The following is a 26,339-nucleotide window of genomic DNA, read 5'->3' as shown; positions in this document are numbered from 1 at the left end:
TGATGTGGCAAGAAAAGATTGAGCATTACGATGAACTCGCCCCGTTCGTCAAGCAAGCGGAACAACGGGTGAAACCTTATTTTGAAGCGATCGAGGAAACGGCGGAGTTCAACCAATACCGTGTCCTCGAATCGTTCAAGAAGCATAAAGTGTCGGACTTTCATTTCAATCCGACGACCGGGTACGGCTATGACGATATCGGGCGCGACACGCTCGAGTCGATCTATGCGGACGTGTTCGGGGCCGAACTCGCCCTCTGTCGTCCGCAAATCATCTCGGGGACACACGCGATCGGGATCGCCTTGTTCGGTGTGTTGTTACCGGGAGATGAACTCTTGTATATCACGGGTAAACCGTACGATACGCTTGAAGAGATCGTCGGCATCCGTGGCGACGGCCGCGGTTCATTGAAAGAACTCGGTGTCGGCTACGACACGGTCGAGTTGAAAGACGATCAAATCGATGTCGCGGCTGCGATCGAACGGATTCGCCCCGAGACGAAGCTCGTCGGCATCCAACGTTCGAAAGGGTACGCCAATCGACGCAGCATCCCAGTCACAGAAATCGGCGAGGCGATCGCGGCGATCAAAGCAGCGCACCCGCACGTGTTCGTCTTCGTCGACAACTGCTACGGCGAATTTGTCGAGACGATTGAGCCGACACATGTCGGGGCCGACCTCATGGCCGGTTCGCTCATTAAAAACCCGGGCGGTGGCTTGGCGAAGACAGGCGGCTATATCGCCGGGACGAAAGCATTGATCGAACGATGCTCGTTCCGGATGACGACACCAGGCATCGGCAGCGAGGCCGGTCCGTCGCTCTATTCGCTGCAGGAGATGTATCAAGGCTTTTATATGGCGCCGCACACGGTCGCCCAAGCGTTGAAAGGGGCCCATTTGACGGCGAGCCTGCTCGGCCTGCTCGGCTTCGAGACCGATCCGCATTATACGTCACGGCGGACCGATTTGATTCAATCGGTCACGTTCCGCGACCGCGACAAGATGATCGCGTTCTGTCAGAGCATTCAGATGGCGTCCCCGGTCAACGCCCACGCACTGCCGGTACCGGCCTATATGCCAGGATATGAGGATGACGTCATCATGGCGGCCGGGACGTTCATCCAAGGCTCGTCGATCGAACTATCAGCGGACGGACCACTCCGGGCGCCGTACACGGCATACGTCCAAGGTGGCTTGACCTATGCACACGTGAAAGTCGCGTTAATGCTCGCCTTGAGCCAATTGCGGACGAAAGGGCTCGTCACATTTGACCGTGAAAATTCAACTCAAACGTTGTAACCGAAATGTCATGTTAACTTTCTTAACATCTATTGACAGGAAAGTTGTCATGTATTATTCTCACATTGTGAGACAGAAAAGGAGGGGTAAGGGATGGCCGATCAATTTCGTCGCTCCAACCCGTTGTTTCCGATTGGGATCGTCCAAGATCTGACGCAACTGACAGGCAGGCAGATTCGATATTACGAAGAACAGGGTCTGGTTTCGCCTAGTCGGACGGAATCGAAACGACGACTTTATTCCTTTAATGATGTCGAACGTTTACTCGCAATCAAAGATTTCATTGACCAAGGCTTCAACTTGGCGGCGATTCGCCATATGCTCGACAACGACGGTGCCAAAGAGACAGAACAATCTGCTTCTGCGGCTCCGCCAAGCGAACCGCCAAAGATTTCCGAGAAAGAGTTACATCAATTATTGAAAACACAGCTTCAAGAAGCTGGTCGTTTCAATAAAACGTCGCTCATCCAAGGAGAGTTGTCACGTTTTTATCGATGACGCCAGTACACAAACCATTACACAATGTGAGAGGGGACTTTTATCATGGCCAGAAAAACGTTCACAAAAGAAGACATCAAACGGATCGCACAAGAAGAGGACGTACGCTTTATTCGTCTTCAATTCACGGATATCCTCGGTACGATTAAAAACGTCGAGGTGCCAATCAGCCAATTGGACAAAGCACTTGATAACAAGATGATGTTCGATGGCTCTTCAATCGAAGGGTTCGTACGCATCGAGGAATCAGACATGTACCTCTATCCAGACCTTAACACGTGGGTTGTCTTCCCGTGGACAGACGGCAGCGGTAAAGTCGCTCGCTTAATTTGTGATATTTATAATCCGGACGGCACACCGTTCAGCGGTGACCCGCGCGGTATTTTGAAACGCAACCTCGAGCATATGCAAAAGCTCGGCTTCACAGCGTTCAACGTCGGACCAGAGCCAGAGTTCTTCCTTTTCAAGAAAGACTTGAACGGACAGCCGACACTCGAATTGAACGACCAAGGCGGTTACTTCGACTTGGCACCTGTCGATTCAGGCGAGAACTGCCGTAAAGAAATCGTTATCGAGCTCGAAAACATGGGCTTCGAGATCGAAGCGTCACACCACGAAGTCGCACCAGGACAGCATGAAATCGACTTCAAATACGCGGATGCGGTAACGACTGCCGACAACATCCAAACGTTCAAACTCGTCGTCAAGACGATCGCGGCGAAGTATGGCCTTCACGCGACGTTCATGCCGAAACCACTCTTCGGTGTCAACGGTTCAGGGATGCATGCGAACATGTCACTCTTTAAAGGCGACACGAACGTGTTCTACGACCCGAACGGTGACATGGAGCTCTCGGATACGGCACGCGCCTTCACAGCTGGTATCCTCGAGCATGCACGTGCGTTCACGGCGATCTGTAACCCGACGGTCAACTCGTACAAGCGTCTCGTGCCTGGATACGAAGCACCATGCTACGTCGCATGGAGCGCCCGTAACCGTTCACCGCTCGTCCGTGTACCGGCTGCCCGCGGCCTCTCGACACGTATCGAAGTACGTTCGGTTGACCCGGCGGCGAACCCGTACCTCGCGCTCTCGGCCCTCTTGGCTTCTGGTCTTGACGGCATCGAGAAAGACTTGAAAGCGCCGAAACCGATCGACAGCAACATCTACGTGATGGACAAGCCAGAGCGTGTTGCGAACGGCATTGACGATCTTCCGGCGACACTCTTCGACGCGCTCGAAGTACTCCGCGCCGACAAAATCGTCATGGATTCGCTCGGTGACCACATCGGCGAACACTTCCTCGAGTTGAAAGAGATCGAGTGGGATATGTTCCGCACGCAAGTAACAGAGTGGGAACGCGATCAGTACATGACTCTCTACTAAGTCGAATGGATTCAAAAAACGCTCGATCCAGTTTCTTGGATCGGGCGTTTTTTAGTCAAAACAAGCGACCACTCGCAATTGAGTGGTCGCTTGTTTTGAGATTAGAACGCACGTTTGAAAAATGTGGACGCATAGTCGAGCGCCGTATGGAGCGTCGTCGCGAACACGAGACCGAGGAAGAACGGGATGCCGTTCAAGTCGAGCCACGTCTTCACAGCCGCTTCATACGGGGTGAACGTAAGGACGAGTGCGAGCGGGAAGCCGAGGTAGATGACACGAATGAGATCGCTCAACACCGGCAAGTGCGACAGCGGAGACCGGTGCGGCATCAGCTTCACGTAAGGGAGCCAAAAGCCACGCAGCGGTCCCCACCGATAGTATGCATCCGATTTCAAATCGAGGTCCGGGGAGAGCCAGAACGTCCCGATAAGCGCACCGAGGAAAAGGGTAGTCGGGATATCGACATCAATAAAAGGCGTGGCAATCGCTAAAGCACCGATTGCCACGAGGTTCGTACGCGTATGTGTCTTGCCGCTAGCCATTAATGGATCGTCCGGTATACACCGATGACCTTCCCTAAAATGGATACGTTATCGAAATACATCGCCTCAAGTTCATCGTTCTCCGGCTGGAGTCGGACTTTCGACGCTTCTTTGTAGATCCGTTTGACGGTCGCCTCACCCTCGTCCGTCATCGCGACGACAATCTCTCCATTGTCTGCCGTGTTCTGTTGTCTCACGAGTACGCGGTCTCCGTCGAGGATTCCGGCGTTGATCATCGAATCGCCAGAGACGGAGAGCATATACACGTTATCCGAACCGACGATATGGGCCGGGAGCGGGAAGTGTTCTTCCACGTTCTCGATCGCCGTGATCGGTGTTCCGGCCGTAACTTTCCCGATGACCGGGACGTACATGACCGTCTCACGCTCCTCGATTGACGGGGCGTCCTCGCTCAACACTTCGAGCGCACGCGGTTTTGTCTTATCGCGCCGAATCAATCCACGTTTTTCAAGACGGTCCAAGTGACCGTGCACAGTCGAGCTCGATGCGAGACCGACGGCTTCACCAATTTCTCGGACTGACGGCGGATAACCTTTCGTCCGAACTTCAGCTTTTATAAAATCAAGAATCTGTTGCTGTCTTGCTGACATTTTTTTCAATGGATTTCACCTCGTTTATGTCGAATAACCTGCGAACGCATCCTATTCTTTATGGATTTATTTTAACACAAGAACATATGAGCGTACAAACATTCGTTCGTTTTTTCTTGACCGAACAGAAGTTCTTGTTTTATGATGAGAACAGATAAACGAACAGACGTTCCTAAGAACGCATATTCTCGTATTTGGAGGCGGTTCAAATGAAAGATACAGTCAACGGATTCATATTGGTCGGAATGGTAGTGCTCGGTATGTTCGCCTTTTACTTAGTCGGCGAGTTTCGCCAAGGCGAAGTTGTCGAGCCGACAGTGATGACGGTCGAAAGAAGTATCGAACAAGAAGTTGCGTTCAACGAAGCGGAAACGCTCGAAGCCCAGCTGTTAGCGGAACGTGCGGAAAAAGAAGAACGGAAAACGACGTGGTTCGCCGCTGAATGATCGATTTGGATTGCGAACACCCGCTCATCCTGTGTATCGTAAAAGGATGACTGGAAAGAAAGGGAGTGACGAGATGCGAGTCGTCATTTATTGTCGCGTATCGACGAACAAGTCAACTCAGGAAACCTCGCTCACGAGGCAAGAAGCGGAATTGTTACAGATGGCCAAACGTCTCGATGCGGAAGTGATCGATGTGATCACCGAACAAGAGAGCGGCTTCGAGGTCAATCGGACGGGTCTGCTTGATCTGTTAGAGCATGTGTCGGCGTCAAAGCTCGATGCCGTGCTCGTGAGCGATGACAGTCGCCTCGGCCGGGGGAATGCAAAAATCGCCATCTTGCATACGCTCATGAAGCATAACGTCCGGCTGTTGACGATGCAGTCGTCCGACGAATACGTCGTCTCGGACGCCGAGAAGATGGTGCTTGAGATTGTCAGCGTCGTCGAGGAGTATCAACGGAAGATTCATAACGCCAAGATATCGCGCGGCATGCGCCGGGCGGTCGCGAACGGCTTCAACCCGCAACGCAACATTCAGCACCATGACCAAGGTGGGAGGAGCCGGATCGAAGTGCCGATCGAGGAGATCGTCCAACTTCGGGAGCGGGGGCTCACCTTCGCCGAAATCGCGGCCACGCTCCGTGGATTCGGCTACGAAGTCTCGAAAGCGACTGTGAACCGTCGCTATTTGGAACATGTGGCAGTGCCAGAAACTTGATTCCTGCGCCCTGATTTTGTACAGTAGAACTACAAATTCAGTAGAGAGGGGGCGAATCTCATGTTAGCACCCGAACAATTGGAGCGGATTAACTTCCTCGCCAACAAGGCAAAAACAGACGGCTTGTCACAACAAGAGATGGACGAGCAACAAGCGTTGCGTCAACAATATTTAAAAGCGTTCCGTCAATCGTTCAAATCCCAGATGATGGGCATGAAAGTCGTCGATCCGGAAGGCAACGACGTGACACCAGAAAAACTAAAAGACGAACAGAACCGACACCGTTCTGAATGAACTCGAATGCACATCCTATTTCGTATAGGATGTGCATGTTTGTTATACACGAAGCTCGATAAGGTTCGACCATTCCCTCGAAAACAGACGTATGGAAGTAAACGATTCCAATCAATGTGACATACTATTTAATTAGTTGTGACACACGATTGAGTGTGCTAAAATATGACGGGTAGAAACTTTCTTTACAACAGAGAGGATGAAATTAGTGGAAACAACTACTAAAGAATTATTAGCGATTAACTCGATTCGGACGCTCTCGATTGATGCTGTCCAACAAGCGAACTCAGGTCACCCAGGTATGCCGATGGGTGCGGCCCCGATGGCGTTCACGCTTTGGACAGACAAAATGCGTCACAACCCGAAAAACCCGAACTGGTTCAACCGCGATCGGTTCGTCCTTTCAGCGGGACACGGTTCGATGCTATTGTACTCGCTGCTTCACTTGTCTGGTTATGACCTTTCAATCGACGACCTCAAGTCGTTCCGTCAAAAAGACTCGAAGACGCCAGGACACCCTGAGTATCGTCACACGGCTGGTGTAGACGCGACGACGGGACCACTCGGCCAAGGGATTGCGATGGCTGTAGGTATGGCGATGGCTGAAAAACATTTGGAAGCAACATACAACCGCGATGAATTCAACGTGGTCGATCACTATACGTTCGGGATCTGTGGAGACGGTGACTTGATGGAAGGTGTGTCGGCCGAGGCTGCCTCACTCGCCGGTCACTTGAAACTCGGGAAACTCGTCGTCTTGTATGATTCAAACGACATCTCACTTGATGGCGACCTTCATAAGTCGTTCTCGGAAAGCGTAGAAGATCGATTCAACGCTTACGGATGGCAAGTCATTCGCGTCGAGGATGGAACGGACATCGATACAATCGCCAAAGCGATCGACGAGGCGAAAGCTGAGACGTCGAAACCGACGATGATTGAAGTGAAGACCGTCATCGGTTTCGGTTCACCGAATAAATCAGGTAAATCGGCATCACACGGCGCTCCACTTGGAGAAGCAGAAATCGAGCTCACGAAACAGTTCTATAAATGGGAAGGCGAGAACTTCTACGTCCCGAACGAAGTGTACGACTTGTTCAACGATAAAGTCGTTGAGCCTGGAGCTAAAGCTGAGTCGGATTGGAACGAGCTCGTCGCAGCCTACAAATCGGCTCATCCTGAGCTCGGTGCTCAGTTCGAACGTGCGATGAACAACGAACTTCCTGAAGGTTGGGATAGCGAGTTGCCGACGTTTGAAGTCGGATCGAAAAAAGCGACACGCCAAACGAGTGGAGAAGTCTTGAACGCGATCGCGAAGACGGTCCCGACGTTGTTCGGTGGATCGGCTGACCTCGCCGGCTCGAACAATACGATGATCAAAGGCGCTGCTGACTTCGACGAAGATCCGGCTGGCCGTAACATCTGGTTCGGTGTCCGTGAATTCGCAATGGCGGCAGCTGTCAACGGTATGGCACTTCACGGTGGCGTACTTCCTTACGGCGCGACGTTCTTCGTCTTCTCGGATTACCTCCGTCCAGCGGTACGTCTCGCTGCACTCATGGGAATCCCGTCGACATTCGTCTTGACGCATGACTCGATCGCAGTCGGTGAAGACGGTCCGACGCACGAGCCGGTCGAGCACTTGATGAGCTTCCGGGCAATGCCGAACTTGTCAGTTCTTCGTCCGGCAGACGGAAAAGAGACGATCGCCGCTTGGAAACAAGCGATCACGACGACGTCAGCTCCATCACTTCTCGTCTTGACACGCCAAGCGTTGCCAGAACTCGTCGGTACATCTGTCGAAGACGCGGCGAAAGGTGCCTATGTCGTCGCAGGTAAGTCTAGCGAAGCGGACGTTCTTCTTCTTGGTACAGGCTCAGAAGTCCATGTCCTCGTCGAAGCACGCGAACAACTCGCTGCTGAAGGCGTGAACGCTGCTGTCGTCTCAATGCCATCATGGGAACTGTTCGAAGCCCAATCGGCCGAGTACAAAGAATCAGTTCTTCCTTCGTCGATCACGAAGCGCGTCTCGCTTGAAGCGGGTGCGACGCTCGGATGGTACAAGTACGTCGGATTCGGCGGTAAAGTGCTTGGAATCGACAAGTTCGGTGCCTCTGCTCCTGGGGACCTCCTCATGAAAGAGTATGGCATGTCTGTCGAGAATGTCATCGACGCTGTCAAATCACTATAATTGTCATTAAAAACGTGTGATGGCCTAGCAATGTCTAGGTCATCACTTTTTTTTCTGACGACTAGCGAATTAGCGTAATATAGTGTATAGTAAAAAACGATGTTTCATATGGTAGAGGAGGTAAAACCTTGAGTACATTATTTTGGATTCTTCTTGTCGTGGCAGCACTCATCGGGGGTATCGCGATCGGATTCTTCATCGCTCGTAAATACATGATGAACTACCTTGAACAGAACCCACCAATCAACGAAGACATGATTCGTACGTTAATGATGCAGATGGGTCAAAAACCGTCACAGAAAAAAGTCAACCAAGTGATGCGTGCCATGAACGTTCAAGCGAAGAACGAAAAAAAATCATAATGAGTCACCGAAGCACTTCGCATCCGCGAAGTGTTTTTTTTATCCATATTTTGTTCGACAATCGAACAAACTTTCGCTACCATAAATGAATAGTCTTATTTCAAGATATAGGGGGCGTTTCAGATTCGTGTATTTAAACAATTAGCTTGGTTCTTCAGGCTCGAATGGCGGACGTATGCAGTCGGTATTGTCTTGCTCATGTTTGTCGCCGCACTCGAGCTCATACCGCCGCGCATTATCGGCCGAGTCATCGATGGGATGAACCAAGGTTCGCTCGAAGCGGACTTACTGTGGATGCTGCTAGGAGGCCTCGCGGCTGTCGGGATCGGAAACTATGTGGCTCGCTTTTTTTGGCGCTACTTCATTTTCGGGGCCTCGATCCGGCTCGGACGCCTGCTCCGGAGCCAACTGTATCGTCACTTCACGGATTTGGATCAACGGTTTTATAAAAAGTCGCGTGTCGGTGATTTGATGGCGCATGCGACGAACGATGTTCAGGCTGTCTCGACGACGGCGGGGGCGGGTATTTTGACGCTCGTCGACAGTGTGACGATGGGCACGTTCGTCATCATTACGATGGTGACGACGATCAGCTGGAAGCTGACGGTTGTCGCTTTACTGCCGCTGCCGATCATGGTCATTTTGACGACACGATATGGAAAGATGCTCCATAGCCGGTTCGGTGTCGCCCAAGCGGCATTTTCCGAATTGAATGACAAGGTTCAGGAGAGTGTGAGTGGGATTCGCGTCTTGAAATCGACCGGGGAAGTCGACCACGACGTCGAATCGTTCGAGAAGTTGTCAGATGAAGTTATGGCAAAAAACGTCCGAGTCGCTAAAATTGACGCCTTGTACGACCCGACAATCTTCGGGATCGTCGGATTATCTTACATATTGTCGATCGGCTACGGGGCCTATTTGATTGAGCAAGGCGAGCTCACGATCGGTCAGATTGTCAGTTTTACCGCTTATCTTAGTCTGCTCACTTGGCCGATGCTCGCTTTCGGTTGGTTGTTCAATATCGTCGAACGTGGTCGTGCTTCGTACGACCGGATTGAGCGCATGCTCGCCATCAAGCCAGAGATCCAAGACGATCCGATGGCGGCGACGAAACTGGATCATTCCGAGCTCGAGGCGGATATCGGTTCGTTCCGTTATGACGATACGACCGTGCTGCGTGATGTCACGTTCCGGATCGAGCGTGGCAAAACACTCGGGATTGTCGGTCGGACCGGTTCTGGTAAGACGACGATCGTTCGATTGTTGACCCGTGAATATGACGTGACCGACGGTAAAATCAAAATCGGCGGCGTCAATGTTCGTCAAGTCAAAAAATCACTTCTACTAGATAAAGTCGCCCTCGTCCCGCAAGACCACTTCCTGTTCTCAGATTCGATTGCGAGCAATATCGCCTTCGGAAAACCGGAAGCAAAAATGGATGAGATCATGGAAGCTGCCAAGATTGCCGAAGTGCATGACGACATCTTACGGTTGCCGGAAGGGTATGCCACGCTCGTCGGTGAACGCGGCGTAACTCTCTCGGGGGGACAGAAGCAACGTATCTCGATTGCCCGGGCGCTTATGATCGAGGCCGATCTATTAATCCTTGATGACGCGTTGTCCGCCGTCGATGCGAAGACGGAAGAAGCCATCATCGAACATTTCCGTGTCGGCAATCCGGAGCAATCTCGATTGATCGTCGCCCACCGTCTGTCGGCAGTGGAGCATGCCGATGAGATTCTCGTACTTGCTGATGGCCAAGTCATTCAGCGAGGCAGACACAACGATCTCATTCGAGAACCGGGCTGGTACAAAGATACGTACGACCGCCAACAACTGGAGGCGATTGTGGAAGGAGGGGGCCACCATGAAGCATGATATTCAAGAATGGGCGGTCATCAAGCGATTATTGGCCTATACGAAACGATACGGCCGGCCGCTCAGCCTCGCCTTCGTCTTTTTGCTTCTTGCGACGGGAGCGAAGCTTGCCGGGCCGTTTTTAATCAAAGTGTTCATCGATGAGTTCGTGACACCGGGCGTCTATCCGACGAATTGGGTCGTCACGCTGCTCGTCGTCTATATGGTGTTACACATCTCGGCCGTCATCTTCGACTATTTACAATCGATTGCGTTTCAGAAGATCGCCCTTAAAATCGTCCAAAATATTCGAATGGACATCTTCCGTCATGTGATGGGGCTGCGTCTCGCCTATTTCGACCGGACGCCGGCCGGTGTGCTCGTCTCCCGGATCACGAACGACACGGAAGCGGTGAAAGAGTTGTACGTCGGCGTGATGAGCACGTTCGTCCAGTCGGGCGTTCAATTGCTCGGGACGTACATCTTCCTGTACATTTTAGAGCCGACGCTCGCCACGATCGGGCTCGTCCTCCTCCCGTTGTTTTGGCTCATCATTTGGGCGTATCGCCGGTACTCGACTAAATACTTTGCCCAAGTCCGTGATTTGTTATCGCAACTGAACGCGCAGTTGAGCGAGTCGATCAACGGTATGGGTATCGTTCAACAATTCCGTCAAGAAGAGCGTCTCGTCCGTCAGTTCGAAGCGACGAACGAGGCGCATCAAGAAGCGCGCTTCAAGAACTTGAAGCTCGATAGTATGTTGCTCCGCCCGATCATCGAGCTATTGCTTGCGTTCTCGATTATCGGTTTGCTCGGCTACTATGGCTTCCTGTCGATGACGGAACAAGTTCAAGTCGGCGTCGTCTATGCGTTCATCAGTTACATCGAGCGCATTTTCCGCCCCGTGCTCGATATCATGCAACGGCTGAGTGAGTTCCAACAAGCGGTCGTCTCGGCAGACCGCGTCTTCAAAGTGCTCGACACCGATGAACCGGCGCCAGGAAAAAGTCTCTCTGGCGAGGCAACAATCGGGGCAGGAGAAGTGCGGTTTGACGATGTCACGTTCAGTTATGACGGGGAAGTCGATGTTTTGAAGAACATCTCGTTTGTCGCCAAGCCGGGTGAGACGGTCGCGCTCGTCGGTCACACGGGGAGCGGGAAAAGTTCGATCATCAACTTGCTCACTCGGTTTTATCCGTATGAAGGGGGACGGATCACCATCGACGGACACCCGCTCGAACAGTTCGAGGAAGTGGAACTTCGAGATAAGATCGGTCTCGTCTTGCAAGACCCGTTCTTGTTCAGTGGCACGATCGAGGATAATTTAAAATTGTTCAACCCGACAGTTGATTCCGATAAAGTACGCCAGTCGGCGGAGTTTGTCCAAGCCAATACGTTCATCGAAAAACTCGAGACGGGGTATGGTCATACAGTCGGCGAACGGGGAGCGACGTTCTCGAGCGGGGAACGGCAACTGCTCGCTTTCGCCCGAACGGTCGCCCGTGATCCGAAAATCCTGATCTTGGACGAGGCGACGAGCTCGATCGATACGGAGACAGAGGAGCGGGTACAGTTCGCCCTCGACCGGATGCGTCGTGGACGAACGACGATCGCGATTGCCCACCGCTTGTCGACGATACAGGATGCCGACTTGATTCTTGTCTTACATCGCGGCGAGATCGTCGAACGGGGCAATCATCAGGCCTTATTGAAGCATGATGGATTGTACAAAAAAATGTACGAGTTACAATCAGGACAACGTCTGATGTCATAATTTGCAAAGGACACCCGTGGGGGTGTCCTTTTTCCATGGAAAAAGCTCGCCACTAGAAAGTGACGAGCTGGAGTTGATGATCAATTTAAGTTGTCTGCTAGGTGTTTCGACAGGACGTGAGACGTGATTAACGTGTCTAGCTCTTGGCTGACATGAATCACTTCTGGAGACGTCCAACTGTACTGCGAGGCGATTTCATACAGTTCATCGCGTTTTTGTTCAATGGCATAGTGTAAGGTTTCAGCTGTGATGACCGCCACGGTATTTCCCCCATCATATTAAAATAGAACCTGGTGAAGTAGAATATCCAAATCTTAGCATTCAACACTACACATCACAAGTTACATTTCCATTTCAATGATTACAAAATCGGAAGAAGTGGACGGAGAAAAGATGCGAGCATTTTGAAATGGTTTTCGCTATAATGGGGCTGAAAGGTGGAAAAACGCATGGAAGTCACTTTATGGCTCGCTTTTGGGGCGGGCGTCTTGTCTTTTTTATCACCGTGTACGCTGCCGCTCTATCCGGTCTTTTTGTCGTATATCACAGGGGTATCTGTCTCTGACTTGAAAAGCGAAGGGCTCCGGCAACGGACGGCTTGGTTTCATACGTTCTCATTCTTATTCGGATTCTCGATCGTCTTTCTCGTCCTCGGTTTATCAACTTCGTTGATCGCCGACTTCTTCATTCAATTTAAAGATAGTCTACGCATGTTCGGGGCAATCCTTATTTTTGTGTTCGGGGTCTTTTTAGCGGGGCTATGGCAACCGCGCTTCATGATGCGCGAAAAGAAACTCGCACTTGGAGAACGGAAGAGCGGGTATTTTGGGACCGTGTTGATCGGAATCGGGTTCGCAGCCGGATGGACGCCGTGCACAGGACCGATTCTCGCCGGGGTGATCGCACTGGCTGCGTCTAACCCGAGCCAAGGCATGGGGTATATGCTCGCTTACGTCATCGGGTTCTCGATCCCATTTCTCGTCATGGCCGGTTTCGTCGGCAAAATCAAATATTTGGCGCGCAACAGCGCGAAAGTAACAAAGTTCGGAGGCTATTTGATGATGGCTTTCGGAGTCGTATTATATTTTGATGGAATGAACCGCTTCGCTGCCTGGATGAGCGAACTAGTGGGATTCACCGGATTCTAAAGGGGCTGACCATATGTCGATATTTTGGGGATCGACTCTCGTCGCACTGCTGATGGGGGTCATCGCGAGTTTCGTTCGCGTGAAGGCATCGGCCCGACCGACGAATGCGAAAAAAATCTTGATTCCACCGCTCGCGATGTCGACGGGCATGCTTCAATTTTTAGTGCCGGCTTTTCGTCTGACATGGCTCGAGGTCGGTGAGGCGCTTGTCGTAGGCTTGATTTTTAGTATCTTTTTGATCAAGACGTCCAATTTTGAAAAACGTGATGGTGAGGTTTATTTATCCCGCTCGAAAGCGTTTTTCATCGTCGTCTTCGCCTTACTCGCTATCAGGACGGTCATGAAAGCGTTCCTCGGCGATGAGGTCAACATTTTCGCGACGGGCGGCTTGTTCTATTTGATCGCCTGGGGCATGATCGTGCCGTGGCGGATTGCCATGTATCAAAAATATAAGCGCATCGCGACGACATAAACAACGGCGTACCTCGAGCGAGGTACGCCGTTGTTTTCAGTTTGAGCGTTTGGCCATGGCGACTTCGGTCTTGGCATCGATCCCGGTGTTCGCTTTCACAAGAATCCGTTCGAAGTTTCCGGCGGCCTCGTCCGACTTTGTCAAATATGTCCCGACGATGGCGGCAAGGAAACCGAGCGGGATCGACACGATGCCCGGGTTCGTCAGCGGGAACAACGCTTCGCCGACGAAGATGGCTGAGCCGTCCGGTGCCCATAGGTTCGGACTGATTGCGACGAGGAAGAGCGACGAGAACAACCCGACGACCATCCCGAAGATGGCTCCGCCCGTATTGAAGCGTCGCCAGTAGATCGTGAACAAAATGACCGGCAAGTTCGCGCTCGCCGCGACCGCGAAAGCGAGCGAGACGAGAAACGCGACGTTCATCGATTGGGCGAAGAAAGCGAGTCCCATCGAGACGATCGCGACGGCGATCGAGGCGATCCGTGCTGCCAAGACTTGTTCTTTCTCCGTCGCTTCACCTTTTCTGACGATGTGCCCGTAAAAGTCGTGGGCAAAAGCCGATGCCGCCGACAAGACGAGTCCGGCGACGACGGCAAGAATCGTCGCGAATGCGATCGCTGCCACGAAGGCAAATAATAAGTCGCCGCCGAGTACTTGCGCGAGGAGCGGTGCGGCCATGTTACCAGCTGGGTTCGCTGCGATGATGGCGTCTGACCCGACGAAGGCGGCAGCGCCGAAACCGAGGAAGATCGTGAGGATGTAAAACGCTCCGATGATCCAAGTCGCGTAGACGACGGATTGACGCGCGGTCGGTGCGTCCTTGACCGTGAAGAAACGGATGAGAATATGCGGCAGCCCGGCCGTCCCGAGGACGAGCGCCAAGTTCAACGAGATCGTATCGAGCGGAAGTTTGAACTTATTACCCGGATTCAAGAAGCTTTCCCCGAGTGGTGTCGCTTTGCTGACTTCGGAGAACATGTTGAGCACTGAGAAATCAAATCTCGCGAACACGAGAAACGAGATGATCGCCGTCCCGATCATCAAGAGCACCGCTTTCGTTATCTGGACCCAAGACGTCGCCGTCATGCCGCCGAAGACAACGTAAACGGTCATCAACAAGCCGACAACGACGACACTCGTCGTGTAAGGGATGCCTAGCAGTAGCTCGATGAGCGCACCGGCGCCAACGAGCTGGGCAATCATGTAGAAAATCGAAATGACGATCGCGTTCATCGCCGCGACCCCGCGGACCCGCGGCTTGTTGAATCGGGCAGCGATCATGTCGGCCATCGTGTACTTGCCGAGGTTACGAAGCGGTTCGGCGACAAGGTATAAGACGACCAGATAAGCGACGAGGAAACCGATCGAATAAAAGAAACCGTCAAACCCGGCGAGTGCGATCATCCCGGCGATGCCGAGGAATGAGGCGGCCGACATGTAGTCCCCGGCAATGGCGAGCCCGTTTTGAAAACCGGTCAAGCCGCCGTCGGCCGTATAGAAGTCACTCGCCGTCTTCGTCTTGCGGGCGGCGAAGAACGTGATCACGAGCGTCAAGCCGACAATGGCGAGGAACAAGAGAATGGCTGTCCAGTTCATCGTCCGTCCTCCTCTTGCTTGATTTTCTCGACGAACTTGTCAAAGCGACGAGCACGGCGGCTATACAAAACGCAAAACGTCCACGTCATGAAGAACTGGGCGAAAGCAAGGACCCAGGCCCAAGTGATATCCCCAGCCACAGGGATGTTGAGGAACGTGAAATAGCTCGTAGAGATGGGGAGCGTGAAATAGAAGATAAGGGAAAAGATGATGGATGGAAGAATGAAACGGTTTTTTTCTCGCATCAGTTGGTGGAATGTGGCGCTTTCGACGATTGATTCGGCAGAACGTGTACTTTCCGTACGCGTGGCTTGCGTGACGTCATGCATCGGTGGACCTCCTCGGTAATCAAGATAGCTACATTATAGAAACGGTAATAAAGGAAAAGCTATCCATTTTTTATTTGTTATTATCCATTTATTATACTAATATTGGTCATACCAATTAAATGTAATCGTTTTCAATATTATCTATAATTTGAACTCTATACAAGAATACTAAAAAGAAGACAAAAAAGTACTTTAGACCTAGTGACAGTATGTCACATATTGGCTAATGTGCATCAAAAAATGAGCCCCATGGAATCCAGGGGCTCACTGTTGGAAATAACGTTTATAAGTCATCCAATCAATCTGTTCTTCTTCGAGCGCTTTCTTCAAAAACTTGTGGTCCCGCTTCGGTGTGGCGGCGATATATCCTTTGACGACGAGTTCCGTCGTCATCACTTTCGCTCTCGATTCGAGCGCGAACTGTCCGATCTTGCCGGCGATCTTGCGAATGGCGACATCGCGGAACAGCTCAGGCACTGGCGTGACGAGCCGATCGAGTAGCGTCCGTGTCTCGGGTGTCCACAGGTGGCGTGTCTTCGCGATGTAATCGTCCTCGATATCTAGGAGAGAGCGGCCGTCTTCTTTCGGCATCCGTTTTAAAAACTTACGGAACATGAAGTATCCGCCGATCGTCATCAACCCGATCATCACAAATCCCCAGAAGACAATGAAATACATCATCAAGTTTTCTGGCATCGTCTTTCCCCCGTTCTTTCATTTCACAATCATTCAAGCTTAGTATACAAAAAAGACCGCGAATACAAAAGCATGAGCATCCTATAATGATGGACGAAACGACACCGTTTCGTTAGAATAGAGAGCGTTGCAGTCAGAAATGAGAATGAATTTGAAAGTCTGGAAAGGAAAGGACTCTATATGAATCAATTAAAACAAGAAGTAGAGAAACGCCGCATTTTCGGCATCATCTCCCACCCGGATGCGGGTAAGACGACACTCACGGAGAAATTGCTCTTACACGGGGGAGCGATCCGCGAGGCGGGGACGGTCAAAGCCCGCAAAAACTCAAAACACGCCAAGTCCGATTGGATGGAAATCGAGAAACAACGGGGCATCTCTGTCACGTCGTCTGTCATGCAGTTCGTCTATCGCGACAAGGTCGTCTCGATCATGGACACGCCGGGTCACAACGACTTCGGAGAAGACACGTACCGCGTCTTGACGTCTGTCGACAGCGCGGTCATGGTCATCGATGCCGCCAAAGGGATCGAGACACAGACGAAGAAATTATTCCAAGTCTGTCGTATGCGTGGTATCCCGATCTTCACGTTCATGAACAAGTTGGACCGTCAGGCAAAAGATCCGCTTGAGCTCATGGAAGAACTTGAAGAAGTGCTCGGAATGCCTTCGGTCGCCGTCACATGGCCAATCGGCAGCGGGATGCAGTTCGAAGGTGTGTTCGATCGTATCAAGAACGAGATCCACTTGTTCCGTGGCGAGAAAGGCAAGCTCACGTTGAACGAGGACGGGGTCAACGATCCTGTGCTCGCCAACTACTTGACAGAAGAAAACTTGACGAACTTGCGCGACGAGATCGACCTGTTAGACGGTGCCGGCAACGACATTGACGTCGAGGCGATCCAATCAGGTAAGCTGACACCTGTCTTCTTCGGCACGGCGCTCGTCGACTTCGGGGTGACGTCTTTCTTAGACCACTACCTCGATATGTCGCCGGCCCCAGAGGCCCGTAAATCGAACGTCGGTCCGATCGACCCGACGTCTGAAGACTTCAGTGGTTTCGTCTTCAAGATTCAAGCGAACATGAACCCGGCCCACCGTGACCGCATCGCCTTCGTCCGCATCTGTTCGGGTGTGTTCGAACGGGGAATGGACGTCACGTTGACGCGGACCGGCAAGAAAATCAAACTGAGTCAATCGACGCAGTTGATGGCCAACGACCGTGAGACTGTCGATAAGGCGTTTGCCGGTGACGTCATCGGGATTTACGATTCTGGGACGTACCAAATCGGTGACACGATCACGACGTCGAAGCAAAAGATCGCGTTCGAGGCGTTGCCGACGTTCCCGCCGGAATTGTTCATGCGCGTCTCGCCGATCAACTCGCTCAAGTCGAAACACTTCCACAAAGGTGTCGAGCAACTCGCCCAAGAAGGAGCGATCCAAGTGTACCGCAACGAGTATAACGAGATTTATCTCGGCGCGGTCGGTCAACTCCAGTTCGAGGTGTTCGAATATCGTCTCAATAACGAGTACGGGGTCGACATCCGGATGGAGCCGGTATCGTACAGTGTCGCTCGTTGGGTGAAGGACAAAGAATTGAAGGCGCTCAAGCCGTTCCAAGACTCACGGAACATGCTCGTGACCGACCGTTGGGAACGCCCTGTGTTCTTGTTCGCCAACGAGTTCACGTTTGACCGTTTCAAAGAACGCTATGAAGATGAGTTGACGCTCGTCGACGCACTCGATGTCAATGTCGAGATCGGTGCCGAATAAGCTAGATTGTAAAGGCGGCCTTAGATGGCCGTCTTTTTTTCGTGTTTTGAGATGATCGGAGCAATTGATAAGTTTTACTTATGACTAATTTGTGACGGAATGTATTTTACGTCACGCTATAGTTGTATTATGATAAACATGTGATAAGTAAGCGATTACGGCAACTGCTGTGGTCGTCGCTTTCAAAAAGGGGGAAATTGTATGGAACAGACGAACGTAGTAGACGCTTTTTCATCTCGGACACAGTTCGAGGTCAACGGACAAGCTTACGATTATTACCGACTTAAAAAGTTAGAGGAAGATGGGGTGACGGAACTCAGCCGCCTCCCATACTCGATTCGCGTCTTGCTCGAATCAGTTTTGCGTCAACAAGACGGCCGTGCCATCACGAAAGAACACGTCGAGAACTTGGCAAAATGGGGTACTGCCGGAGTCTCGAAAGACATTGACGTACCGTTCAAACCGGCTCGCGTCGTCTTGCAAGACTTCACGGGTGTCCCGACTGTCGTCGACCTCGCTTCACTTCGTAAAGCGATGGCTGACCTTGGTGGCGACCCGAACAAAATCAACCCGGAAATCCCGGTCGATCTCGTCGTCGACCACTCGGTCCAAGTCGATGCCTACGGATTCGCCGGCGCGCTCATGAAAAACATGGACATCGAGTTCGAGCGGAACGAAGAGCGTTACAAATTCTTACGTTGGGCGCAGACTGCATTTGACAACTACCGTGCCGTACCACCGGCGACGGGAATCGTCCACCAAGTCAACCTCGAGTACTTGGCGTCGGTCGTGCTTGAAAAGAATGATGGGACAGGAAATGTCGCGTATCCAGATTCACTCGTCGGAACGGATTCGCACACAACCATGATCAACGGACTCGGTGTCCTCGGCTGGGGTGTCGGCGGAATCGAAGCCGAAGCGAGCATGCTCGGCCAACCGTCATACTTCCCGGTACCAGACGTCGTCGGCGTCAAGATCATCGGTGAGGTCAACCCAGGTGTCACAGCGACAGACGTTGCGCTCGTCGTGACCGAGATGCTCCGTAACGAGAAAGTCGTCGGCAAGTTCGTCGAGTTCTTCGGACCGTCGCTCCACACGATGCCTCTCTCTGACCGGGCGACGATTGCTAACATGGCGCCTGAATACGGGGCGACTTGCGGCTTCTTCCCGGTCGATACGGAAACGTTGAACTACATGCGTACGACAGGTCGCTCAGAAGAGTTGATTGACCTCGTCGAGGCGTACTCGAAAGCGAACGACATGTTCTACACACCTGATCAAGCCGATCCGGCGTTCACAAAGACGCTCACGCTCGACTTGTCTAAAGTAGAACCTTCACTCGCAGGCCCGAAACGTCCGCAAGACCGCATCAACTTGTCTGACTTGCATACGGCGTTCATCGACAGCTTGAGCGCACCGGCCGGACACAGCGGCTTCGGTCTCGACCGTGCTGAGCTCGACAAGAAAGCTGCCATCCATTATGAGGATGGACCGGTCGACATGCAGACGGGTGACGTCGCAATCGCGGCGATCACGAGCTGTACGAACACGTCGAACCCTTACGTCATGGTCGGCGCTGGCCTCGTGGCCAAGAAAGCCGTCGAACGTGGACTCACGGTACCGAAATACGTGAAGACGTCGCTCGCCCCGGGCTCGAAAGTCGTTACTGACTACCTCGATAAAGCCGGACTCACGACGTACCTCGACCAGCTCGGGTTCAACACGGTCGGTTACGGCTGTACGACATGTATCGGGAACTCTGGGCCGCTCGACCGCGAAGTCGAAGAGACGATCACGTCGAACGATCTTCTCGTGTCGTCTGTCCTCTCGGGTAACCGTAACTTCGAAGGCCGCGTCCATCCGCTCGTCAAAGCGAACTTCTTGGCGTCACCGCCACTCGTCGTCGCTTACGCGCTCGCAGGGTCGGTCAACTTCGACATCATGAATGAATCATTCGGGACGGATAAAGACGGCAACGAGGTCTTCTTCAAAGACATCTGGCCGTCAAACGATGAGATCAAGATGGTCGTCCAAGACGTCGTCTCGCCGGAAGCGTTCCGTAAAGAGTATGACACGGTGTTCACGGGCAACGAACGTTGGAACGCACTCGCCGTCCCAGAAGGTAACTTGTACGACTTCTCGGACGACTCGACGTACATCCAAAACCCGCCGTTCTTCGAAAACCTCGAACCGGAAGCGGGCGTTGTGCTCCCACTTAATGGTCTTCGTGTCATCGGTAAGTTCGCCGATTCGGTTACGACTGACCACATCTCGCCGGCAGGAGCGTTCTCGAAGACGACACCAGCTGGGCAATACCTGCAGTCGAAAGGCGTCGCGCCGCTCGACTTCAACTCATACGGGTCGCGTCGTGGTAACCACGAAGTGATGATGCGCGGTACGTTCGCGAACATCCGTATCCGTAACCAAGTCGCGCCTGGCACAGAAGGCGGGTACACGACGTACTGGCCGACAGGTGAGATCATGCCGATGTATGATGCGGCTATGAAATATAAAGAGCAGGGCACAGGCTTGATCGTGCTCGCCGGAAACGACTACGGCATGGGCTCGTCGCGTGACTGGGCAGCCAAAGGTACGAACCTGCTCGGTATTCGTGCCGTCATCGCCCAAAGCTTCGAACGGATTCACCGTTCAAACCTCGTCATGATGGGTGTGTTACCGCTTCAGTTCATGGACGGGCAGTCTGCGGAATCACTCGGACTGACAGGCGAAGAGGCACTCGATATTCAAGTCGATGAGTCGGTACGTCCGCGCGACATCTTGAACGTCACGGCCACGCATGAAAACGGCACCGTGACAGCGTTCAAAGTCGTCGCCCGCTTCGACTCGGAAATTGAGATCGACTACTACCGTCACGGCGGGATCCTCCAGATGGTCCTCCGTAACAAATTGAAATAAGCGTCAAACCTTCCTTTGAAAAAAGGAAGGTTTTTTTCGTGAATATGCGAATATAAGGTGAGATGGTCAAAGATAACGGGAAAGGAACGGGGAGAGGGGGGAGTGTATGGAGCGACAAACACGGTCAGGTAAAAATTGGTGGCAGCGTCTGACTCAAAAAGAAGACGTGGTCGAGCAAGAAGTCGATATCACGTTGCCGCAGCTACGAGAAGCCATTCATGAGTATGAACAGACGTTACCGAAAGGGGTCAACCGGACGGTGCTGTTGGACGAGTCCCAAGAGATCGATCTCGGACGTTTGAAACGTCACTTGCCAGGCAAACCAAGACAGCGGTTTTACATGTCAAAAGAGACGTTCCACATCGCCCCAGAGGACGAGCGTGACGTCGTCTATGAGATGGACCAGGTGCAGCGGGCGCTCGACTTATATTTCGAGCAAGAAAAAAAATTACCGCTACGTAAATTCCAACAGACGGCGCAAATTGATTTGACGCGTCTGCGTGAAGGCGGCTATTTGAAAGTGTTGCCAAAACGGCCCTATTACGTCGTCGATGAGACGTTGATCGTATCGTTAGAACCGAAGTCGACCGAGTGACGAGATGCCATCGTCACTTTTTTCATCGTGACACGAGCGAACACGTTTTCGGGTTGTGCCGAGATTGTAAACTGTGTTAGGGTGGAAAACGTATATGAAAATAAGAAAATTGAATAGGAGTGAGATTATGGAAAGAAAAAGCCAAGTGACGACCGTCTTTATCGTATCAGCTATCATTACGGTCCTCTTTACGATTTGGGGAATCTTCCCTGAAAGCTTGCTCGGAAACGCAAGCCTGATCAACGTGACGACGAAGCTGCAAGATTGGCTCTCGAACGGGATGGGCTGGTTCTATCTGCTCAGCGCGACCGGGATTTTACTCGTCGCGATTTTTTTAATCTTTTCGCGCTTCGGGTCGATCCGACTCGGAAAAGATACAGACCGACCAGATTTCGGATATTTGACATGGTTCGCCATGTTGTTCAGCGCCGGGATGGGAATCGGCCTTATCTTCTGGGGAGCGGCGGAACCGTTGCTTCACTTCCACACACCGCCGTTCGAATCTAGCAGCCCCGAAGGGAACGCGCGTACGGCGATGCGTTACGCCTTCTTCCATTGGGGCCTCCACCCGTGGGCGATTTACGCGATGATCGCTCTCGCGATCGCGTACTCGACGTTCCGCAAAGGGCGTCCGGCGACAATCGGGGAGACAATCGGTTCACTCGTCAACGACCGCTATGAACGTCCGGTCAAACAGATGGTCGATATTTTGGCCGTCGTCGCAACAGCGTTTGGGGTCGCGACGTCGCTCGGATTTGGTGCCCAGCAGATTGCCGGTGGACTTCATTACTTAATTCCGGGCGTGCCGAACGCGTTTTCGACGCAGTTGATCATCATCGCTGTCGTGACGGTGCTGTATATGATCAGTGCCTCAACCGGATTAGATAAAGGGATTCGCATACTCAGTAATACGAACATCTTCCTCGCCATCGTCCTGCTCGTCGCGACGCTCATCGCGGGACCGAGCGCATTCATTCTTAACTTGTTCACGCAGACGATCGGGACGTACTTGCAACAGCTACCGTCGGTCAGCTTCCGCACAGCCGCCTTTGAACCGGCGGAACGTGAATGGATCAACGGCTGGACGATCTTCTACTGGGCGTGGTGGATTTCTTGGTCACCGTTCGTCGGGACGTTTATCGCCCGTGTCTCAAAAGGTCGGACGATCCGTGAGTTCATCATCGGAATCTTGCTCGTACCGACATCGTTCGGACTGCTTTGGTTCTCTGTCTTCGGCGGATCGGCCATTTGGGCTGATTTGTTCGGTGGAGCGAACTTGATTGACGCGGTCAACGAGATTGGAACGGAAGTCGGGCTGTTCGCCTTGTTCGAGACGTTCGGCGGATTCGGGACGGTACTAAGCATCATTGCCATCTTCTTGATCTCGACGTTCTTCATCACATCAGCCGACTCGGCGACATATGTGCTCGGAATGCTGACGACAGGAGGGAAACTCATCCCACCGATGCGGATCAAGTTGATTTGGGGCTTCATTCAATCATCGATCGCAGCCGTGCTCTTGTATGCGGGTGGTCTCGGCGCGCTTCAAGCCGTCGCGATTCTTGTCGCCTTCCCGTTCATCTTCGTGCTGATTCTGATGATCGTCGCCTTGTTCAAGGACTTGGCCGATGAACCGGACGAACGGGATAAATGGATTGAAATCTATAAGCGTGATGAAGATAAACTTGGATAAAAGTAAGGGGTCTCAGTCGAGGCCCTTTTTTTAGTTGTAAATGTTTTGCATGGCACCCTCGCTAGTGTAGGATAGTAAGTGAAGAATATTGGGAGGGCATGTTATGAAACGAGAAGTGAAAAAGCGGCTCAGTTGGATCATTTTTGCCGGCATCCTCATCGTCGGGGCTCTGCTCGCTTATAATTTTTATTTGGTCACTAACTTGAATGATGATGATGACAATGGTCGTGAGAATCGGACCGAACCGTTCTACACGTCCGTCGAAATCGGCTATGAAGAGAAGAAGTTGCCGGAAAACGGGGAGACGCTCGAAGTTCGCAACTACCTCGTCACGTACGATGAGAACGGACATTTCGTATCCGAGGTCGTATCGGGACCGAACGCCGGTGCCCGGGCCGAATGGGATGGCACGATGTACCGTGAGTTCAATCCGGAAGGCGACGAAACGAACAGTCAAGAGACGAGTTCGGGTGCAGTCGCACCTCATCCGTTCTTGTCGCGGGCGACGAACGAACAGATTCGCAAGTGGCTTGATGACGGGACGTTAGGCACGGGTGAAGGTGACGTCAATATCATCGGTCGGACAGCTCAGGCGTTCGTCAAAACGGAATCCGCCGAGGCGGTACCTGCGGAGTGGGTCGAGAAATACCCATCGATCTTCGACGAAGACGAAAATGAGGAAGCGGTGACGTATTACGTCGATGTGAACGAACGGATCCTGCTCGCTGCCGAGTCACGCAACAACGGGAACTTGTTCCACTCGATTCGCATGACTTCTTTTGAAGCACTATAACCCGACGAGGAGCAGACTGAGACGTCGGCTCCTTTGTCGTCTGAAAGGGAGAACTTTATGAAACAGATCCATTTGGAACAAGTTCAACATGACTTGGAACGGTGGGAACAAGGCAACAAGGTCGATGAAGCGGCGCTCTTGTCCTATGCCCACTGGTCGCGTGCGACAGAGCATAACGACGAGTTGATCCGGACGTTGACACTGCTTTCGACGAGACGGTTGCAGCACAACAAAACGATCGATCCACTTCTCAATCGCTGGGTGAAGGAACTCGAGTCGCTCGGCGCTTTACCGGCCGAACTGAGAGTCAGCCAACTGAATGAGAAGTTGCGCCGCTTCAGACAATCGCTCCATGTCGACTGGCCGACTCTTCGCGAAGCCGACTACGCCTCGATGAAAGTCCAAATTTTGACCGAGTACGAAGCGAAGACGTCCGAACTGCTTGATCAGCTCGATCGGTTACACGACGAAATCGAACGGGCCAAGTCAGATCTGCGGGACTCCGAGTTCAAAGATCAATTGGAGCGTTTGTTCGAGGTCGTCATCGAAGCGATGCAAGAAGTCGCGTCGCTCGAAGATGACACCGCGTCACTGCTCGCGTCGATGCAAGGCAACTACTTCAGCCGGGAGGCGTTCCGTCGTTTCGGTGAGCGGGTCGGTCTCGTCAAACAACGGATCGATGCGATTTGCGAGCTGTTGCCGGAACGTCCACGGGAGGTCCGTTCGAGTGCGATCGAGTCGCTCGAGTCGATGATCGGTCTAACGGAAGTGAAGCAGCGGGTAAAAGCGTGGTATCGGTTCTTGTTGTTCCAAAAAGAACGGGACAAGGCCGGTTTCTCGTCGAAACATCAACCATCGCTCCATCTCGTCTTCACAGGGAACCCCGGTACCGGCAAGACGACGCTCGCCCGGCTCATGGCCGAGACCTATTTCGAGCTCGGTCTTCTCGGACGGCCCGATGTTATCGAGGCAGACCGTTCGAGCCTTGTCGGTGCTTTCGTCGGCCAGACGGAAGAACAAGTCATGAATAAAGTCAAGGAAGCCGAAGGGGGCGTCTTGTTCATCGATGAGGCATACGCGCTCAAACGGCAAGATGCGAGCGGGAGCGATTATGGACAAGCAGCAATCGACACACTCGTCGCCGCGATGACGAGCGGCGAATATGCCGGAAAGTTCGTCGTCATCCTGGCCGGTTATCCGGAAGAGATGCGCCACTTCTTACTCGCGAATCCAGGACTCAGGTCGCGGTTCCCTGAATCGAACCATTACGAGCTGCCGAACTACAGCGACGAAGAGCTCGTCGCGATCGGGGAGAAAGTGGCCGAAGAGAACAACTATGTGCTGACGACCGATGCCAAGCGCGCCCTCATCGCCCGGATTGACCGGGAACGAGTCGATGCGACGTTCGGGAACGCCCGGACCGTCCATAACATCTTGCTCGATGCGATGTTCAAAAAAGGATCTCGTTTCGGTGCCGACGCCCCGCTCGACGAGATGGCTTTGTTGACAGAGCTCGATTTTGAAGAGGCGACGAGCGAAGACGGCACGGCTTCGACGCTCGATGACATGATCGGGATGGAAGAAGCGAAACGACAGCTTCAGGAGATCGAGGCGCTGATCACGATTCAAAAACGGCGGCGCGAGCTCGGGCTGAAGACGGCTCCGGTCCAACTTCACGCCGCGCTCGTCGGCAACAGTGGTACCGGCAAGACGACGTTCGCGCACGTGTACGCTCAGTTGCTGAAGAAGACGGGCTACTTGAAACGGGGACATTTGAAAGTCGTCAGCCGTGCCGACCTCGTCAGCGGCTACGTCGGACAGACGGCTCAAAAGACGAAAGCAGCCATCCGTGACGCGCTCGGCGGGGTATTACTGATCGATGAGGCGTACAGTTTGAACGGCGGTCCGAACGACTACGGACGCGAAGCAATCGATACGCTCGTCGACGAGATGCCGAAGCACGGGGAGAACCTCGTCGTCATTTTGGCGGGCTATGAGGCGCCGATGCGCCGGTTGATCGATTCGAACCCAGGACTGAGCAGCCGGATCAAACGAACGATTCAGTTCGACGACTACTCACTCGCTCAACTTTCCCAAATCGCGAACAGCTATGCCGAGAAGTTCGGTTATGCGTTCGGGGACGGTTTCGAAGCGGCACTGTCCGAACGACTGAAGCATGCAGATAAACCGAACGCACGGACGGCGCTATCGCTCATCGATGAGGCGATTGCCCGGCAATCGTACCGGCTCATCGCCGAGAACGCCGAGGATAGCGAGTTAAATCAGATTTTAGTAGTAGATATTAAGAGTAAGTTATAATATACTGTATACTGAAAAGAGGGCGA

General features: G+C 52.6%; 24 protein-coding genes. 18 read left to right on the top strand and 6 right to left on the bottom strand.

All coding sequences use genetic code 11. The annotated features are described in order from the left end of the window. Positions 1–2: 2 nt before the first annotated feature. The 3 genes from EVJ24_RS03755 to glnA all read left to right on the top strand — a co-directional run bounded on the left by EVJ24_RS03755 (position 3) and on the right by glnA (position 3,182). Entirely contained in the window at positions 3–1,298 is a 1,296-nt protein-coding gene (locus EVJ24_RS03755) for a methionine gamma-lyase family protein (protein ID WP_131439743.1), read from the top strand. 93 nt (positions 1,299–1,391) lie between these two features. Beyond that, positions 1,392–1,796 (top strand): MerR family transcriptional regulator, encoded by a 405-nt coding sequence (locus tag EVJ24_RS03750; RefSeq protein ID WP_070327141.1) that lies wholly within the window; start codon positions 1,392–1,394, stop codon positions 1,794–1,796. Positions 1,797–1,841: 45 nt separating this feature from the next. Continuing rightward, positions 1,842–3,182 carry a type I glutamate--ammonia ligase gene (gene glnA / locus EVJ24_RS03745; protein WP_071397634.1) on the top strand — a complete coding sequence of 447 codons (1,341 nt, stop codon included), beginning with the start codon at positions 1,842–1,844 and terminating at the stop codon, positions 3,180–3,182. A gap of 101 nt (positions 3,183–3,283) precedes the next feature. Here glnA and EVJ24_RS03740 read toward each other — a convergent pair whose 3' ends face one another. Together EVJ24_RS03740 and lexA are read right to left on the bottom strand one after the other, a co-directional pair. Continuing rightward, on the bottom strand, positions 3,284–3,724 hold the full coding sequence (locus tag EVJ24_RS03740; RefSeq protein WP_131439741.1) for a metal-binding protein: 441 nt from the start codon (positions 3,722–3,724) through the stop codon (positions 3,284–3,286). Further along, a complete protein-coding gene (gene lexA, locus EVJ24_RS03735) occupies positions 3,724–4,344 on the bottom strand; it encodes a transcriptional repressor LexA (RefSeq protein WP_070327143.1) in 621 nt (206 codons plus the stop codon). The genes EVJ24_RS03740 and lexA overlap by 1 nt, the downstream gene beginning before the upstream one ends. 200 nt (positions 4,345–4,544) lie before the next feature. On the opposite strand from lexA, the gene EVJ24_RS03730 reads away from it, so the two are divergent. The 7 genes from EVJ24_RS03730 to EVJ24_RS03700 all read left to right on the top strand — a co-directional run bounded on the left by EVJ24_RS03730 (position 4,545) and on the right by EVJ24_RS03700 (position 11,977). Continuing rightward, positions 4,545–4,781: a hypothetical protein gene (locus tag EVJ24_RS03730; RefSeq protein WP_236637543.1), complete on the top strand. Its 237-nt coding sequence runs from the start codon at positions 4,545–4,547 to the stop codon at positions 4,779–4,781. Positions 4,782–4,854: 73 nt separating this feature from the next. After that, entirely contained in the window at positions 4,855–5,499 is a 645-nt protein-coding gene (locus EVJ24_RS03725) for a YneB family resolvase-like protein (RefSeq protein ID WP_035386380.1), read from the top strand. Between the two features lie 60 nt (positions 5,500–5,559). Beyond that, positions 5,560–5,793 (top strand): DUF896 domain-containing protein, encoded by a 234-nt coding sequence (locus EVJ24_RS03720; protein ID WP_070327145.1) that lies wholly within the window; start codon positions 5,560–5,562, stop codon positions 5,791–5,793. A 199-nt stretch (positions 5,794–5,992) separates the two neighbouring features. Further along, complete coding sequence (gene tkt, locus EVJ24_RS03715) at positions 5,993–7,984, top strand: transketolase (RefSeq protein WP_131439737.1); 1,992 nt, start codon at positions 5,993–5,995, stop codon at positions 7,982–7,984. Positions 7,985–8,112: 128 nt separating this feature from the next. After that, complete coding sequence (locus tag EVJ24_RS03710) at positions 8,113–8,346, top strand: YneF family protein (RefSeq protein WP_131439735.1); 234 nt, start codon at positions 8,113–8,115, stop codon at positions 8,344–8,346. A 123-nt stretch (positions 8,347–8,469) separates the two neighbouring features. Then, entirely contained in the window at positions 8,470–10,224 is a 1,755-nt protein-coding gene (locus EVJ24_RS03705; protein ID WP_131439733.1) for an ABC transporter transmembrane domain-containing protein, read from the top strand. Further along, positions 10,214–11,977 (top strand): ABC transporter ATP-binding protein, encoded by a 1,764-nt coding sequence (locus EVJ24_RS03700; protein WP_131439731.1) that lies wholly within the window; start codon positions 10,214–10,216, stop codon positions 11,975–11,977. Before EVJ24_RS03705 ends, EVJ24_RS03700 begins: the two co-directional genes overlap by 11 nt. Positions 11,978–12,057: 80 nt before the next feature. Here EVJ24_RS03700 and EVJ24_RS03695 read toward each other — a convergent pair whose 3' ends face one another. After that, the gene (locus EVJ24_RS03695; RefSeq protein ID WP_070327150.1) at positions 12,058–12,237 is read right to left on the bottom strand and encodes an aspartyl-phosphate phosphatase Spo0E family protein; all 180 of its coding nucleotides are present in this window, start codon (positions 12,235–12,237) and stop codon (positions 12,058–12,060) included. 189 nt (positions 12,238–12,426) lie between these two features. Here EVJ24_RS03695 and EVJ24_RS03690 point away from each other — a divergent pair, with 189 nt between their 5' ends. Next, entirely contained in the window at positions 12,427–13,125 is a 699-nt protein-coding gene (locus EVJ24_RS03690) for a cytochrome c biogenesis CcdA family protein (RefSeq protein WP_016510637.1), read from the top strand. A 13-nt stretch (positions 13,126–13,138) separates the two neighbouring features. Beyond that, positions 13,139–13,597 (top strand): CcdC family protein, encoded by a 459-nt coding sequence (locus EVJ24_RS03685; protein WP_174545499.1) that lies wholly within the window; start codon positions 13,139–13,141, stop codon positions 13,595–13,597. Positions 13,598–13,633: 36 nt separating this feature from the next. On the opposite strand, the gene EVJ24_RS03680 is transcribed toward EVJ24_RS03685, so the two are convergent. The 3 genes from EVJ24_RS03680 to EVJ24_RS03670 form a co-directional block, all read right to left on the bottom strand. Then, the gene (locus EVJ24_RS03680) at positions 13,634–15,196 is read right to left on the bottom strand and encodes a solute symporter family protein (RefSeq protein ID WP_131439729.1); all 1,563 of its coding nucleotides are present in this window, start codon (positions 15,194–15,196) and stop codon (positions 13,634–13,636) included. Then, on the bottom strand, positions 15,193–15,525 hold the full coding sequence (locus EVJ24_RS03675; RefSeq protein WP_070327152.1) for a DUF485 domain-containing protein: 333 nt from the start codon (positions 15,523–15,525) through the stop codon (positions 15,193–15,195). The genes EVJ24_RS03680 and EVJ24_RS03675 overlap by 4 nt, the downstream gene beginning before the upstream one ends. 264 nt (positions 15,526–15,789) lie before the next feature. Next, positions 15,790–16,221: a DUF2621 family protein gene (locus tag EVJ24_RS03670; RefSeq protein ID WP_070327153.1), complete on the bottom strand. Its 432-nt coding sequence runs from the start codon at positions 16,219–16,221 to the stop codon at positions 15,790–15,792. A gap of 180 nt (positions 16,222–16,401) precedes the next feature. On the opposite strand from EVJ24_RS03670, the gene EVJ24_RS03665 reads away from it, so the two are divergent. From EVJ24_RS03665 to EVJ24_RS03640, 6 genes are all read left to right on the top strand, one after another. Then, entirely contained in the window at positions 16,402–17,997 is a 1,596-nt protein-coding gene (locus EVJ24_RS03665; RefSeq protein ID WP_131439727.1) for a peptide chain release factor 3, read from the top strand. Between the two features lie 201 nt (positions 17,998–18,198). Then, entirely contained in the window at positions 18,199–20,913 is a 2,715-nt protein-coding gene (acnA, locus tag EVJ24_RS03660; RefSeq protein WP_131439725.1) for an aconitate hydratase AcnA, read from the top strand. A 106-nt stretch (positions 20,914–21,019) separates the two neighbouring features. Beyond that, positions 21,020–21,508, top strand: a complete 489-nt coding sequence (locus EVJ24_RS03655) for a DUF3939 domain-containing protein (RefSeq protein ID WP_084812897.1) — start codon at positions 21,020–21,022, stop codon at positions 21,506–21,508. 127 nt (positions 21,509–21,635) lie between these two features. After that, positions 21,636–23,201: a BCCT family transporter gene (locus EVJ24_RS03650; protein ID WP_131439723.1), complete on the top strand. Its 1,566-nt coding sequence runs from the start codon at positions 21,636–21,638 to the stop codon at positions 23,199–23,201. 103 nt (positions 23,202–23,304) lie between these two features. Beyond that, on the top strand, positions 23,305–23,994 hold the full coding sequence (locus EVJ24_RS03645; RefSeq protein WP_071397622.1) for a hypothetical protein: 690 nt from the start codon (positions 23,305–23,307) through the stop codon (positions 23,992–23,994). 57 nt (positions 23,995–24,051) lie between these two features. Next, positions 24,052–26,313, top strand: a complete 2,262-nt coding sequence (locus EVJ24_RS03640) for an AAA family ATPase (protein WP_131439721.1) — start codon at positions 24,052–24,054, stop codon at positions 26,311–26,313. Positions 26,314–26,339: the final 26 nt, after the last annotated feature.

This window comes from Exiguobacterium sp. SH1S21 (assembly GCF_004337175.1).
Classification (GTDB): Bacteria; Bacillota; Bacilli; order Exiguobacteriales; family Exiguobacteriaceae; genus Exiguobacterium; species Exiguobacterium aurantiacum_A.
This window is presented reverse-complemented; position numbering and strand designations above follow the sequence as displayed.

What these genes read in the sequence shown, in the direction of transcription:
- EVJ24_RS03690 (WP_016510637.1), top strand. Translation starts at nt 12,427, where the DNA reads ATGGAAGTCACTTTATGGCTCGCTTTTGGGGCGGGCGTCTTGTCTTTT.
- EVJ24_RS03655 (WP_084812897.1), top strand. Translation starts at nt 21,020, where the DNA reads ATGGAGCGACAAACACGGTCAGGTAAAAATTGGTGGCAGCGTCTGACT.
- EVJ24_RS03740 (WP_131439741.1), bottom strand. Translation starts at nt 3,724, where the DNA reads ATGGCTAGCGGCAAGACACATACGCGTACGAACCTCGTGGCAATCGGT.
- EVJ24_RS03640 (WP_131439721.1), top strand. Translation starts at nt 24,052, where the DNA reads ATGAAACAGATCCATTTGGAACAAGTTCAACATGACTTGGAACGGTGG.
- tkt (WP_131439737.1), top strand. Translation starts at nt 5,993, where the DNA reads ATGAAATTAGTGGAAACAACTACTAAAGAATTATTAGCGATTAACTCG.
- glnA (WP_071397634.1), top strand. Translation starts at nt 1,842, where the DNA reads ATGGCCAGAAAAACGTTCACAAAAGAAGACATCAAACGGATCGCACAA.
- EVJ24_RS03755 (WP_131439743.1), top strand. Translation starts at nt 3, where the DNA reads ATGTGGCAAGAAAAGATTGAGCATTACGATGAACTCGCCCCGTTCGTC.
- acnA (WP_131439725.1), top strand. Translation starts at nt 18,199, where the DNA reads ATGGAACAGACGAACGTAGTAGACGCTTTTTCATCTCGGACACAGTTC.
- EVJ24_RS03645 (WP_071397622.1), top strand. Translation starts at nt 23,305, where the DNA reads ATGAAACGAGAAGTGAAAAAGCGGCTCAGTTGGATCATTTTTGCCGGC.
- EVJ24_RS03685 (WP_174545499.1), top strand. Translation starts at nt 13,139, where the DNA reads ATGTCGATATTTTGGGGATCGACTCTCGTCGCACTGCTGATGGGGGTC.
- EVJ24_RS03720 (WP_070327145.1), top strand. Translation starts at nt 5,560, where the DNA reads ATGTTAGCACCCGAACAATTGGAGCGGATTAACTTCCTCGCCAACAAG.
- EVJ24_RS03670 (WP_070327153.1), bottom strand. Translation starts at nt 16,221, where the DNA reads ATGCCAGAAAACTTGATGATGTATTTCATTGTCTTCTGGGGATTTGTG.
- EVJ24_RS03680 (WP_131439729.1), bottom strand. Translation starts at nt 15,196, where the DNA reads ATGAACTGGACAGCCATTCTCTTGTTCCTCGCCATTGTCGGCTTGACG.
- EVJ24_RS03750 (WP_070327141.1), top strand. Translation starts at nt 1,392, where the DNA reads ATGGCCGATCAATTTCGTCGCTCCAACCCGTTGTTTCCGATTGGGATC.
- EVJ24_RS03665 (WP_131439727.1), top strand. Translation starts at nt 16,402, where the DNA reads ATGAATCAATTAAAACAAGAAGTAGAGAAACGCCGCATTTTCGGCATC.
- EVJ24_RS03725 (WP_035386380.1), top strand. Translation starts at nt 4,855, where the DNA reads ATGCGAGTCGTCATTTATTGTCGCGTATCGACGAACAAGTCAACTCAG.
- EVJ24_RS03700 (WP_131439731.1), top strand. Translation starts at nt 10,214, where the DNA reads ATGAAGCATGATATTCAAGAATGGGCGGTCATCAAGCGATTATTGGCC.
- EVJ24_RS03650 (WP_131439723.1), top strand. Translation starts at nt 21,636, where the DNA reads ATGGAAAGAAAAAGCCAAGTGACGACCGTCTTTATCGTATCAGCTATC.
- EVJ24_RS03730 (WP_236637543.1), top strand. Translation starts at nt 4,545, where the DNA reads ATGAAAGATACAGTCAACGGATTCATATTGGTCGGAATGGTAGTGCTC.
- EVJ24_RS03675 (WP_070327152.1), bottom strand. Translation starts at nt 15,525, where the DNA reads ATGCATGACGTCACGCAAGCCACGCGTACGGAAAGTACACGTTCTGCC.